At 66.3% G+C, this 12,407-nt stretch carries 10 protein-coding genes and 1 pseudogene; 1 reads left to right on the forward strand and 10 read right to left on the reverse strand.

The annotated features are described in order from the left end of the window. Window position 1: 1 nt before the first annotated feature. Both ABD357_RS09645 and ngcE read right to left on the reverse strand, forming a co-directional pair. On the reverse strand, window positions 2-931 hold the full coding sequence (locus tag ABD357_RS09645; RefSeq protein ID WP_344388987.1) for a carbohydrate ABC transporter permease: 930 nt from the start codon (window positions 929-931) through the stop codon (window positions 2-4). 92 nt (window positions 932-1,023) lie between these two features. Beyond that, window positions 1,024-2,475, reverse strand: a complete 1,452-nt coding sequence (gene ngcE, locus ABD357_RS09650; RefSeq protein WP_344388989.1) for an N-acetylglucosamine/diacetylchitobiose ABC transporter substrate-binding protein — start codon at window positions 2,473-2,475, stop codon at window positions 1,024-1,026. 519 nt (window positions 2,476-2,994) lie between these two features. On the opposite strand from ngcE, the gene ABD357_RS09655 reads away from it, so the two are divergent. Next, complete coding sequence (locus ABD357_RS09655) at window positions 2,995-6,804, forward strand: GH92 family glycosyl hydrolase (protein ID WP_344388990.1); 3,810 nt, start codon at window positions 2,995-2,997, stop codon at window positions 6,802-6,804. 64 nt (window positions 6,805-6,868) lie between these two features. On the opposite strand, the gene ABD357_RS09660 is transcribed toward ABD357_RS09655, so the two are convergent. The 8 genes and pseudogenes from ABD357_RS09660 to ABD357_RS09695 all read right to left on the reverse strand — a co-directional run bounded on the left by ABD357_RS09660 (window position 6,869) and on the right by ABD357_RS09695 (window position 12,391). Then, a complete protein-coding gene (locus ABD357_RS09660) occupies window positions 6,869-7,285 on the reverse strand; it encodes a PIN domain-containing protein (RefSeq protein ID WP_344388991.1) in 417 nt (138 codons plus the stop codon). Beyond that, window positions 7,285-7,530 (reverse strand): type II toxin-antitoxin system VapB family antitoxin, encoded by a 246-nt coding sequence (locus ABD357_RS09665; protein ID WP_344388993.1) that lies wholly within the window; start codon window positions 7,528-7,530, stop codon window positions 7,285-7,287. The genes ABD357_RS09660 and ABD357_RS09665 overlap by 1 nt, the downstream gene beginning before the upstream one ends. Before the next feature lie 127 nt (window positions 7,531-7,657). After that, complete coding sequence (locus ABD357_RS09670) at window positions 7,658-8,704, reverse strand: lytic polysaccharide monooxygenase (protein ID WP_344388994.1); 1,047 nt, start codon at window positions 8,702-8,704, stop codon at window positions 7,658-7,660. Window positions 8,705-9,698: 994 nt separating this feature from the next. After that, window positions 9,699-10,292 (reverse strand): annotated as a pseudogene (locus tag ABD357_RS09675) (ferredoxin reductase); the annotation flags it as partial. A 13-nt stretch (window positions 10,293-10,305) separates the two neighbouring features. After that, the gene (locus ABD357_RS09680) at window positions 10,306-10,971 is read right to left on the reverse strand and encodes an MSMEG_1061 family FMN-dependent PPOX-type flavoprotein (protein WP_344388995.1); all 666 of its coding nucleotides are present in this window, start codon (window positions 10,969-10,971) and stop codon (window positions 10,306-10,308) included. 63 nt (window positions 10,972-11,034) lie between these two features. After that, window positions 11,035-11,433, reverse strand: coding sequence for an acetamidase/formamidase family protein (locus tag ABD357_RS09685; RefSeq protein WP_344388996.1), 399 nt, complete (start codon window positions 11,431-11,433; stop codon window positions 11,035-11,037). 4 nt (window positions 11,434-11,437) lie between these two features. Then, window positions 11,438-11,959, reverse strand: a complete 522-nt coding sequence (locus tag ABD357_RS09690) for an acetamidase/formamidase family protein (RefSeq protein ID WP_344388998.1) — start codon at window positions 11,957-11,959, stop codon at window positions 11,438-11,440. 117 nt (window positions 11,960-12,076) lie between these two features. Continuing rightward, entirely contained in the window at window positions 12,077-12,391 is a 315-nt protein-coding gene (locus ABD357_RS09695; protein WP_344389000.1) for an NIPSNAP family protein, read from the reverse strand. Between the last annotated feature and the right edge of the window lie 16 nt (window positions 12,392-12,407).

Raw genomic sequence — 12,407 nt, forward strand, 5'->3', positions numbered from 1 at the left:
GTCAGTACTCCAACCGCTCACGCCGGCCCAGTCTCATCACGACCGCAACGAACAGCAGCGTCAGGATGAGCAGGGCGACACCGATCGTCGTCGCATAGGCGGCCTGGCCGTCCCGGAACGCCTTCTGGTAGACGTACAGCGGCAGAACCGTCGTCGAATAGTCGGGGCCGCCGCCGTTCGGCCCCACGGTCATGATCTGCACCACCGCGAAGGACTCGGCGCCCAGCGCCAGGATGCCCATATACGCCCAGCCGGACTGCACGGTGTCCCAGAGCAGCGGAAGTGTGATCCTGAAGAACGTGGTGATGCGGTTCGCGCCGTCAAGGAGCGCCGCCTCGTAATAGTCCTTGGGAATGGACGCCATTCCGGCGGAGAAGAGCACCACGAAGAATCCGACGGTGACCCAGACGAGAACCGCGAAGACGCACCACAGCGCGAGATCGGGATCGCCCAGCCAGTTGGGCTGGACATCGTCCAGACCGACCGCCTTGAGCGCGGAGTTGAGCGCACCGCTGTTGGGGTTGTACGCGAACTGGAACAACAGGGCGACGATCGCGATCGACAGCACCTGCGGGAAGAAATAGACGACCTTGTAGAAGGCCGAACCCCGTACGCCCGCGATCGCGGCGTTCTTCCTGCGCCGTCCGCCGACATTCAGCATGAAGGCGAAGAACAGCGCCAGTGTCAGCGTCACCAGCGGCAGCAGCACCACGAACATCACGCTGTGCTGGAACGACTTCCAGAAAACCTCGTCGTCCAGCATTCTCGTGAAGTTGGCGAAGCCCACCATCTTGAACTCGGGGCTCAGACCGCTCCAGTCCGTGAACGAATAGTAGATGGACTGGATGAAGGGCCAGATGACGAAAAGGGTGTAGATCGCCAGAGGGGCAGTCAAGAACCCCACGATGAAACGGTATTTACCGTGTTGCATTCCTACCGACCCGATCTTCCCGCGGCGCTGCCGCCGACGCCGCGCATCGAGAGCGGGGGACCCCGGTCACGGCCCGGGGTCCCCCGCCGCGCTCACTGGTGCTTGTAGTGCTGGATGGTGTCGTCGTTGGCCGCCTCGTCGGCGTAGGCCTGGATCTTCTTGATCGCCTCGGCCGGGGTGAGCCGCCCGGCCATCATCTCGCCGAGGCCTCCGACGCCGATCTTCTCCTTCTGCAACGCCACGTACCAGTCCTGGAGGCGCGGGTTGACCACGTTCTCGCCGGCCTTCTCCAGGGCCGCGACACCGGACTTCAGACCCGGGGTCAGCTCGATACCGTCGGTGCCGCCGTTGAACGCGGACAGCGACTTGACGGACGAGGTGAAGTTCTTCGACGACTCCTCGCTGAGCATGATGCGCAGTTGCTCCATACCGCCATCGGGGTTCTTGGCCTTGGCAGGAACGATGAAGGGCTCGCCACCGGACGCCCAGATGGTGCCGAAGGGCATCTTGTCCGAGCTGTCGATGCCGGACGGCGCCGACACCGCGAGGTTGAAGTCCTTCGGCATGGTCTTCGCCGCCTCGTTCTCCACCCACGAGCCGTTGGGGATGAAGAGCGCCTTGCCCTCGGTCCACGCCGTCTGGGACTGGATGTGGTCCAGACCAGGAGTGCCCTTGAGGATGTAGCCCTTCTTGAAGAGCTCGTAGTACGCCTCGAAACAGGTCTTGACCGCGGGGTGCTTCCAGGCGTTCGGCTCAAGGTTGTCGATGGCGTCGAGGACCTCGGGGCCGCCGACCTTGGCGATCATCGGGTAGAGCGAGAAGGGGATGTAGTACGGGTGTTTGCCCGCGTACGTCCAGCCCGCGATGCCCTTCTTCTTCGCCTTCTCGCAGACCGCGAGCATGTCGTCCCAGGTCTCCGGGTACGTGGCGTCGAGCGAGTCCAGGGCCTTCTGGGAGTACCACACGCCGTACACGGTGTACGCGTAGTACATGATCCAGACCGGGTCGCCGTCGAACTGCCCCATCTCGACGATGCCGGGCCGCAGCGTGTCGCGGACCTTCTTGTTCGGGTCGTCGACGGACGGCGCGTCCAGCAGCGGCGTGAGGTCGGCGAGCTGCTTCTTGCCGACGAGGACGCCCATGTCCATCTGCTCGGCCCCTGAGTTGTCGATCAGATCCGGCGGGGTGCCCTGGTTGAAACGCGGCTGGAGGACCGACTGGATCTTCTGGGTCGCCGAGAACTTGACCTTCGCCTTGGGGAAGTTCTTCTCGTAGACCGCCTTGGCGTCCTCGGCGTACTTCGTGCCGAAACCGCCGTCGAAGATGACGATCTCCAGCGGCGCGCTCTCGTTGACGGCGAGCGGGTTCTCCGCGGTCTTCTTGCCCTTCTCGACCTTCTCCTCGCCGCCGCTGTCACCACCGCTGGCGCACGCGGACAGGAAGCTCATCGTGGGCACGGCGATCAGGCCGAGCGCCGCGGACCGCTTGATCAGATCACGCCGGCCCAAACCCTCATGGCCGCTGTGGGCGGAAGTGGATCCCATGCTCAAGTCCTCGCCTTCTCCAGGACTCAGGCGGTGAACCGGATCCTCCCCGGCACCGCGATGATGTGCTGTGTTTTCCCGGCGACGCATGGCCGAAAGCGACTGCGTCACGGGCCGGACCCCCGGCCCTGAGGCCGGGTAGGACGACGTACTCGGTGCGCCCCTGCGAGGGGTTTCGGTTGAACTCGGTCGTGCGGCGCCGCCCGCGGATGGGCGAGCGACCATGCGGACGCTGACAGGTATAGTCCACTTCCCGATGCGGGGGCAAGATCGAAAGCAGGTTCGGTCGGCAGTCTTTCCCGAGTTGAGATCTCGCGGATATATGACACGCCATTGGATTCCCCGTGGCGCCTTTGAACCTCTCCTGACCTCGGCCAATTGAGCGATGCCGGCAACTTGCGGCTCTTCACATCGCATACGCGCCTTTCAACACCCTTGACACCACTGACAACTTGACGCCCTACTGGACCCCGCACAGCGGATTGACAACGTTGTCCACTTCGCGAGGGATTCTGGTAGATGCAGCGCAGATCTCGGCACAGATGGGGTTCCACGGCATTTCTCGGAGCGACGGCATTAGCGCTGGTGGTGGCCTCGCATGGCGCCGCCGTCGCCCGGCCGGGCCAAGCGGCGACGCCCGACCGGGAGTTCTCCTCGTCGTTCGAGGCGGACGATCCGGCCCCCGACTGGCTCAATACGGTCGATACGGCACCTGACGGTACGAAACGCTCCTCGGGCGTGGACGGCGGCTACAGCACCGGCATCCCCGGCAATGTCACCGACCATGTCAGCGACGTCCGCGCGAGCGGCGAGAACACCAGCGGCGGCGAGGTGAAGGAGAACCTCGTCGACGTCGAGCCCAGCACCAAGTGGCTCACCTTCGCTCCCACAGGCTGGGTCGAGTTCGACCTGGACGCCCCGGTCAGGCTGGTCACCTACGCGCTGACGTCGGCCAACGACCACGACGAGCGCGACCCCGTGGACTGGACCCTGAAGGGCTCCACGGACGGCAAGGGCTGGAAGACCCTCGACAGCCGCACCGGCGAATCCTTCGGCGAGCGCTTCCAGACAAAGTCGTACGACCTCGCCGAGCCGGCCGAGTACCAGCACTTCCGGCTCGACTTCACGAAGAACCACGGCGCCTCCGACGCCCTGCAGCTCGCCGACGTGCAGTTCTCGACCGGCGGCGACGATCAGGATCCCGCGCCCAGGGACATGCTCTCGCTCGTGGACCGCGGCCCGAGCGGCTCCCCGACCGCCAAGGCCGGCGCCGGCTTCACCGGCAAACGGGCCCTGCGGTACGCGGGCACCCACAAGGCGGACGGCCGCGCGTACTCGTACAACAAGGTCTTCGACGTGAACGTCCGCGTCGGGCGGGACACCCAGCTGGCGTACCGGATCTTCCCGTCGATGGCGGACGGCGACCGCGACTACGACGCCACCAACGCATCCGTGGACCTCGCCTTCACCGACGGCACCTATCTGAGTGACCTGCGCGCCACCGACCAGCACGGGTTCGCGCTCACACCACAGGGGCAGGGTGCCGCCAAGGTCCTCTACGTCAACCAGTGGAACAACGTCGTCTCGCGGATCGGGTCCGTCGCTGCCGGCAAGACGGTGGACCGGATCCTGGTCGCGTACGACTCCCCCAAGGGCCCCGCGAAGTTCCGCGGCTGGCTGGACGACGTGGCGCTGCGGTCCGTAGCTCCCGAGAAGCCCAAGGCGCATCTGTCGGACTACGCGCTGACGACCCGCGGCACCAACTCCAGCGGCGGCTTCTCGCGCGGCAACAGCTTCCCCGCCACGGCCGTGCCGCACGGCTTCAACTTCTGGACGCCGGTCACCAACGCGGGTTCGCTCAGCTGGCTGTACGACTACGCACGTGCGAACAACGCGGACAACCTGCCGACCATCCAGGCGTTCAGCGCCAGCCACGAACCCAGTCCCTGGATGGGCGACCGGCAGACCTTCCAGGTGATGCCGTCGGCCGCCTCCGGCACACCGGACACGGGACGTGAGGCCAGGGAACTCGCCTTCAAGCACGAGAACGAGACCGCGCGCCCGTACTACTACGGCGTGCGCTTCGAGAACGGCCTCAAGGCGGAGATGGCGCCCACGGATCACGCGGCGGCCCTCCGCTTCACCTATCCCGGTGACGACGCGAGCGTGCTCTTCGACAACGTCACCGACCAGGCCGGCCTGACGCTGGACAAGGAGAACGGGACTGTCACCGGCTACTCCGACGTGAAGTCCGGACTGTCGACGGGCGCGACACGGCTCTTCGTGTACGGGACCTTCGACGCGCCCGTGACCGACGGCAGCTCGTCCGGCGTCAAGGGCCATCTGCGCTTCGACGCGGGCTCCGACCGCACCGTCACCCTGCGCCTGGCGACCTCCCTCATCAGCGTCGACCAGGCCAAGGACAACCTCCGCCAGGAGATCCCCGACGGCACGTCCTTCGACACGGTCAAGTCCCGCGCCCAGAAGCAGTGGGACCGGATCCTCGGAAAGACGGAGGTGGAAGGCGCGACCCCGGACCAGCTGACGACGCTGTACTCCAGCCTCTACCGGCTGTACCTCTACCCCAACTCCGGCTTCGAGAAGGTAGGTTCGAAATACCAGTACGCCTCCCCCTTCTCGCCGATGCCCGGCCCGGACACCCCGACGCACACAGGGGCGAAGATCGTCGACGGCAAGGTGTACGTCAACAACGGTTTCTGGGACACGTATCGGACGACCTGGCCGGCGTACTCGCTGCTGACGCCCAGTCAGGCGGGCGAGATGGTCGACGGTTTCGTGCAGCACTACAAGGACGGCGGCTGGACCTCGCGCTGGTCCTCGCCCGGGTACGCGGACCTGATGACCGGTACCTCCTCGGACGTGGCGTTCGCGGACGCGTACGTCAAGGGCGTCGACTTCGACGCCAAGTCGGCGTACGAGGCGGCGCTGAAGAACGCGACCGTCGTCCCGCCGTCCTCCGGTGTCGGCCGCAAGGGGATGGGCACCTCGCCGTTCCTGGGCTATACGAGCACCGACACGCACGAGGGCCTGTCATGGGCGCTGGAGGGCTACCTCAACGACTATGGCATCGCGAAGATGGGCCAGGCCCTCTACAAGAAGACGGGCGAGACTCGCTACAAGGAGGAGTCGGAGTACTTCCTCGACCGGGCCCAGGACTACGTCAACCTCTTCGACTCGAAGGCGGGCTTCTTCCAGGGCCGTGACGAGAAGGGCGACTGGCGGGTCGAGTCGTCCAAGTACGACCCGCGCGTGTGGGGTTACGACTACACCGAGACGAACGGCTGGGGGTACGCCTTCACCGCGCCCCAGGACTCGCGCGGCCTCGCGAACCTGTACGGCGGACGGTCGGAGCTCGCGGAGAAGCTCGACGAGTACTTCGGGACCCCGGAGACCGCCTCGCCCGAGTTCAAGGGCTCGTACAGCGGCGTCATCCACGAGATGACCGAGGCGCGAGACGTACGGATGGGCATGTACGGCCACTCCAACCAGGTGGCCCACCACGTGAACTACATGTACGACGCGGCCGGTCAGCCCTGGAAGACCCAGAAGAACGTCCGCGAGGTGCTGTCGCGGCTGTACACCGGCAGCGAGATCGGGCAGGGCTACCACGGCGACGAGGACAACGGCGAGCAGTCGGCCTGGTTCCTGTTCTCCGCGCTGGGCTTCTATCCGCTGGTGATGGGCAGCGGTGAGTACGCCATCGGGTCACCCCTGTTCACCAAGGCGACGGTGCATTTGGAGAACGGCAAGGACCTGGTGGTCAAAGCGCCGAAGAACAGCGCGAAGAACGTGTACGTGCAGGGGCTCAAGGTCAACGGACGTACGTGGACGTCGACTTCGCTCCCGCACTCGCTGATCTCGCGTGGCGGGGTCCTGGAGTTCGACATGGGCTCGAAGCCGTCGTCGTGGGGTACGGGAAAGAACGCGGCGCCGCCGTCGATCACGCAGGACGACAAGGTGCCGTCGCCGCGGTCAGATGCCGTGGTGGGCGAGGGGGCGTTGTTCGACAACACGTCGGCGACGGGTGGGGCTGCGGCCTCCGTCGATCTGCCAATCCCCAAGGGAGCGAAGGCAGTTCAGTACACGCTGACATCCGCGGACCGCGCGAAGGCGCCCAAGGGCTGGGTCCTCCAGGGCTCGTCCGACGACGGCAGCACATGGAAGGACCTCGACAAACGCTCCGGCGAGTCCTTCACCTGGGACAAGCAGACACGTGCGTTCTCGGTCGCGACGCCGGGGACGTACCGGCACTACCGCCTGGTCCTCGACGGTGAGGGAACGCTGGCGGAGGTGGAGTTGCTGGCGTGAAGTACTCCCCCCACGGGAGAGGGGCGGGCCCGGATGTCACTCCGGGCCCGCCCCCTGTGCTCGGTCAATTGCGAGGGCCGTCGTGGACGTTGTGCTGGCTCAGTTCCACAGCGAACCGGGACGCTGTGACGAAGTCGGCGTCATCATGGAGAACGACCAGTCCGAGGTGGGCCGCCGTTGCGCAGATCTGGAGGTCGACGGCCGAGAGGGCCCTGTGCGCACCTTGGTCTGCCGCGCGCTCCTGGAATGCGCTGACCCATTGGCCTGCGCTCTTGGCTACGGAAACATCGTCGTAGAGATCTGCGAACATGTCGCTGAACGCTCTGTACTCCTTGGAGTCACGTGCGGACCGGAGGAACTCTGCTCGCTGCGGATAGCACGAGAGAACGTCTCCGTCCATGACCACCGGCCGCCATGTCTCATGCAGGTCGCGGTCCCGGAGCAGGCGCCACAGCGCCGAGGAATCGAGTAGGTAGCGCATCACGGACGTACGGCCTTCTTGTCCGCTCGGTGAGCCTGTTCGGCCCCCTCGATGTCCCAGTCCTGGGCCATCTCGAAATATCTGTCGTACGCCGCTGCGCGAGCCAGTCGCTTGTTGTACGCCTCCAGTGCCGCTGCCACCGCGGCCGTCTTGGTCCGGTGGCCGCCCAGACGTTTGGCTGTTTCCAGGGTTTCGTCGTCGATATCGATGTGGGTGAGCGCCACCGAGACCTCCCGAATGTACATACTGACTCTACGAAGGTGTGGATTATTGTACATCGACACAGAGCGTCAACGCCTGAAGGTCATCGCCGGGGGGCGGGCACGGTGGCCAATGGTTGTCACCGACCACCGGGCCCGCCCGAGCGGCGGTTCAGCCGACCCGACACGCGAGGGCCGTCCCCGGATCACCCCCGGAACCCTCGACGGTGTACCCGAACGTCGTGCTTTCTCCCGGGTCCAGCGAGCCGTTCCAGCCGGCGTTGTGGACCATCACGTTCTGCCCGGAGTAGGTCGCGTTGCCGCTCCACAGGCTCTCGACCTTCTGACCGCCGGGCAATGTCCAGTCGACCATCCAGCCCAGCATCGGAACGTCGCCGGTGTTGGTGACGGTCACCTCGGACTGGTAGCCGCCGTTCCAGCTTCCCGTCGTCCTGCGGGTGGCGGTGCAGGTGCCCGGCACCGGGTCGGTGGGGTTGCCTGGCTGCTTGATGCCGGTGACCTCACCGTTACCGCCGTCGAAGACGACGTCGGAGCAGGAGTAGAAGGTCTCCTGGCTGTCGGAGCGCTGCCAGACCATGTAGATGATGTGGCGCCCCGACTTGCCCTCAGGAAGCTTGCCGGACCAGGAGTAGTTGGCCTCGACCGTGCCCGGGCTGCCGTTGAGCGGCGGGTGGTCGACGCTCAGGAACGGCTGCTCCTCCATGTCGTTCCAGGTCAGAGTCTTGGTCGGGTCGAAGCCGTCCTTGGTGATGTACACGTAGAACCAACCAGGATGCGCGGCCCACGCGTTGTACGAGAAGTCGACGGTCGCGCCCGAGGTCAGATGGGTCAACGGCCAGTCGCTGCTTGGCGTGTTGAAGCCGGTGAAGTTGGTGTTGCCGCCGCTGCACAGTTCGCCGTCGGGCACGAAGCCGCGGGTGCGGCCCGCGCCGTCCGAGCGGAGTACGGAGAACCAGTTGTAGAACGGCGTCGTGCCGCTGACCTGCTGCGCCGCCTTGCAGGCCGGGTTGACCGGCTTGATCTCGCCGGTGTCGGTCAGGCCGTCCTGCCAGCACAGGAAGGTACGGCTGCCGGGCTTCATGGGGGTGCCGTGGGCCTCCGCCTCGCCGCCGGACGCGACCACGAGGCCGAGCGCGGGGACGGTGACGACGAGGGCGAGCAGCACAAGAAGCCATGCTCTGAGGCGAGTTGATGCCATTGCTGGAAGTAATCGAGGACTCATGACGTACGTCCCTTCGCGCTGCGGATGTGGGGTCGCTGCGGTTCTGTGAGGACGTGCGGGTGAGGTGGGAGGGCCCCTGTGGTTCGGGCAGGTTCCGGTCTACCACTCCACGAGTTGATGGGAGCGCTCCCACCTCACTCGAGGTGAACATAGCGCCGCGCGTGCGGCTTGTAAACGCCTGGCGCACGAGGCGTCATGGGCATCTCACGCAGGTGACATACCCAGCTCTTCACCCTTCGCCAGACGGTTGATCGAGGATCGCACAAGTACCCCGTAACCCATTCGCCACCTTGGCGTCAGTCCGTTTGACATCAGGGAGGCGGACCATGAGGGCGGACGCCGGGCGGAAATACCGCGCCTGCCCACGGGCAGATCAGGAGCAGATGGCCATGCAAGTGGCATCCGGATGCGTGCAGCACTGGCCGCCACCCAGTGAAGGGCGACGGCCAGAACCCTAGGCAGTCAAGCCAAGGGGCACATCAATTGCGGATCAGGCTGCGCAGCACGTACTGAGACATGCTTCGATTGCCGTTCTTAACCCTATTCACCGCCGCCGTTTGACCTCACTCTCGACCAACCACACAAAGCGCCTGGTCAGAGGCGTGCCGACGGATACAAATAGGCACTAACTCGTAGTTGGTGAAGCACCTCAGTTCACATGCTTCGGTTGCGGTACTTGAGATCGCCACCTCCCCTGAAATCCGACGTTGCGATCGACCCGGGGTCCGAGCCGAGCTTCCGCGCTTGGCACCGGCTTCGTCAGTGATGGGTGGGCATGGCAGCGCTGCTGCGGGCAGGCGAAGACCAGTCGTCCTGAGCGAAACCGACGCGTTCGGCTGACGAGTCGAGAGCGGCTCGTACTTGAGGAAGGAGGCTGTCGGTGGGCGGCGTGCTGACTGTGCCCTCGATCAGGCCACGCGTTGACTCGCCCCGGTAGTAGCGGGCGGAAGGGTCAGCCGATGGTTGTGTCCGCTGCGACGGCAGCGTCGAGCATCGACGTGGGGCCGCAGCAGTACACCAGCGCCCGAGGGCCCAGCGCTGCTGCCTCCGCGGCGAAGTCGGGCCTGCCGTGCTGGTCGGTGGCGTGGATGCGCACCCGGCTGCCGTGCGCAGCCCGCAGTTCGTCGGCGAACGGCATGGTGGCCGGGGACCTGCCCACGTACACCAACGTCGCCGAGGCGCCCGCTTCGACCGCCGCCGTCAGCATCGGCACGATGGGGGTGATGCCGATCCCGCCGGCGAGGAACAGGTACTCCTGTGCGGGCAGCAGGGGAAAGTTGTTGCGTGGCACCGAGACGTCGAGTGCGCGGCCCTCGTTGAGGAACAGGTGGATGTACTCCGAGCCGCCCCGGCTGAGCCGGTCGTGACGGACGGCGACACGGTACGTGTCGCGGTCGGCCGGGTTCCCGCACAGCGAGTACTGCCGGGTCAGCCAGTTGGGCAGTGCCAGATCGATGTGCGCGCCCGGTTCCCAGGGGGCCAGCGGGCCGTCGGCGCCGCGCAGGAGGAGCGAGACCGCGCCCTCGGCGACCGGCTCCGCCTTCTCAAGGATTGTTCGTTGCATGGCCGTACCGCCTTCAGTACAGGTGCCGGTAGTCGTCTTCGAGCATCTCTTCCAGCACCGTCGGATCTGCGTCGTCGATCCCCATCTGGTCGACGGCGATCTCACCCATCGACGGCATTTCCTCGGCCAGGGCCTGGCTCGCCGGATCCCACAGCCGGGAGCGGATCAGTGCGCGGCCGCAGTGGAAGAAGACCTCCGTCAATTCCACGACGATCGCCAGCTCGGCCTCCTTTCCCTCGGTGCGCATCCGGGCGAGCACGTCCGGTTCGTCGGTGGGATAGGCACGACCGTTGACACGCAGCACTTCCCGCACTCCGGGGATGACGAACATCAGCCCGATCCCGTCGTTCTCGGCGAGATTGCGAAAAGAGTCGGCGAGGTTGTTGCCTGGCCGATCGGGAATGGCGAGCGTGCGCTCATCGAGTACTTTGACGAATCCCGGATAGTCACCGCGCGGTGAACTGTCGGGGAGTCCTGTCGCGTCCGACGTGGCCATCGCCAGGAAAGGGGAGTGGGCGATGAAACGGCGGCAGTGCCGGTCGAGGCGGTCGTGTATTTTGCCCTTGATCAGGTCCTCGGGCTCGCCGATCCGGGCGCGTACCTGCGCGAAGGAAATCCGGCGCGGACGGGCCTCGGATATTGCGTCACCGCTGGTCACATGATGGTCATGAGTGATCATTCAGGTTGCTTTCTACTCGCTTCCACAAGGTCCGCGACAGGCCCAGCCGGCGTCCCGTGGGGGTCACCGGACGGCGTCGTACGGCAGCACGGCGTGCACCCCCCACGTGTCGTTGGCCACTTGGGTGATCCGCAGGTCGACGGTCGCGCCGGCCAGGGCCGGCGCGGCCGTCCTGTCCAGATCGAACAGTGAGCGCAGCCAGACCAACATGGCGTCCAGCGCATCCCCCGTCGCCACGTGCAGGTCCTCGTCGAAACCGAAGGTGACCCGCCCTTCAGGCGTCTCGGCGTGGATACCGGGAACCGGGGCCCGCTCCCGGAGGTTCAGTGTCACCTCCGTGGTCATGGGACACTCGATCGCCGTGCCCGCGACCTCACCGTTCCCCTGCGCCGCGTGGCCGTCTCCCAGGTGGAGCATCGCATCGGGCACGGTCACCGGCAGGTACAGCGTCGAACCCGCCACCAGTTCACGGCAGTCGATGTTTCCCCCGCTCCCCGCTCCCCGCTCGCGGCCGGATGGTGGAATGCGGGCCCGGCTCCACGGGAGGGACACCGACCACACCCAGGAAAGGCGCGATGTCCACGGTCCGGCCGCGGTCGTTGGTGGCCGTCCCGTCGCCGATGTCCCACAACAGCCATGACGCGGGCCCGTCGGCGACGCCGAGTCGGCGCGTCAGCGGGTTGTCCTTCACCCCGGCGAGCGTCCACCCCCAGGTGCCGGCCCTGACGGACCCGAAGCGCACCTCGAGGACCATGCCCGGCTCCGCGCCCCGAACCGCGATCGGCCCGGTGAGACAGTGGCCGGTCCGGTCCTCGAACATCCTCGGCCTCGGGTCACCGGGTGTTCGCATCGGCTCCAGGTACCCTGCGGCGTCCAGCGAGCCGACCACCACCGAGTCGCCGGCGTCCACGGTGAGAGCCGGTGGGGTGTCCCGGCCGAAGACGTTCACCACGGTGTCCCGTGTCGCCGGCAGTTCGTGTCGAACCATTCGAAGCCTCCCTTCGCGTCGTCGATCGATCCAGGTCGTGTACCGCAGCCCCGGTCCGCGGCAGCCGGGAGGGATGTGGTTGCCGGCGCCGCGGCACGGGCAGGTGCGCGGGCGGGGTCAGCGGAGCCCGGACCGTGGGGCAGGTTCCAGCCGGACCGTGGAAGCCGTCCCGCCCGACAGCGCGGAAAGGGTGTCGACGACGGTTGCCCACCGGGGATGCCCATGGACGGCGGCCAGGACGCGTTCCCGGTCGGCGGCGTCCTCGAAGCGCCGGATCCAGACGAAGGCGTCCTTGTCATCGGCCACCGTGAACGCTCCCACCACGTGCATCCCCATTTCCTGGTGCAACGGGATGACGGTCTCGTCCATGTAGCGGGCCATTTCCGTGCCGCGGCCGGCGCGGGCGCGTTCCGTGCGTATCTCGTAGAACATGGGTTCCTCTCCGTTG

Origin of the sequence: Streptomyces vastus, assembly GCF_039532825.1 — a bacterium.
Classification (GTDB): domain Bacteria; phylum Actinomycetota; class Actinomycetes; order Streptomycetales; family Streptomycetaceae; genus Streptomyces; species Streptomyces vastus.

Coding starts and splice junctions, on each gene's coding strand:
- ABD357_RS09645 (WP_344388987.1), bottom strand. CDS start 931: ATGCAACACGGTAAATACCGTTTCATCGTGGGGTTCTTGACTGCCCCT.
- ngcE (WP_344388989.1), bottom strand. CDS start 2,475: ATGGGATCCACTTCCGCCCACAGCGGCCATGAGGGTTTGGGCCGGCGT.
- ABD357_RS09655 (WP_344388990.1), top strand. CDS start 2,995: ATGCAGCGCAGATCTCGGCACAGATGGGGTTCCACGGCATTTCTCGGA.
- ABD357_RS09660 (WP_344388991.1), bottom strand. CDS start 7,285: ATGCGCTACCTACTCGATTCCTCGGCGCTGTGGCGCCTGCTCCGGGAC.
- ABD357_RS09665 (WP_344388993.1), bottom strand. CDS start 7,530: ATGTACATTCGGGAGGTCTCGGTGGCGCTCACCCACATCGATATCGAC.
- ABD357_RS09670 (WP_344388994.1), bottom strand. CDS start 8,704: ATGGCATCAACTCGCCTCAGAGCATGGCTTCTTGTGCTGCTCGCCCTC.
- ABD357_RS09680 (WP_344388995.1), bottom strand. CDS start 10,971: ATGATCACTCATGACCATCATGTGACCAGCGGTGACGCAATATCCGAG.
- ABD357_RS09690 (WP_344388998.1), bottom strand. CDS start 11,959: ATGGTTCGACACGAACTGCCGGCGACACGGGACACCGTGGTGAACGTC.
- ABD357_RS09695 (WP_344389000.1), bottom strand. CDS start 12,391: ATGTTCTACGAGATACGCACGGAACGCGCCCGCGCCGGCCGCGGCACG.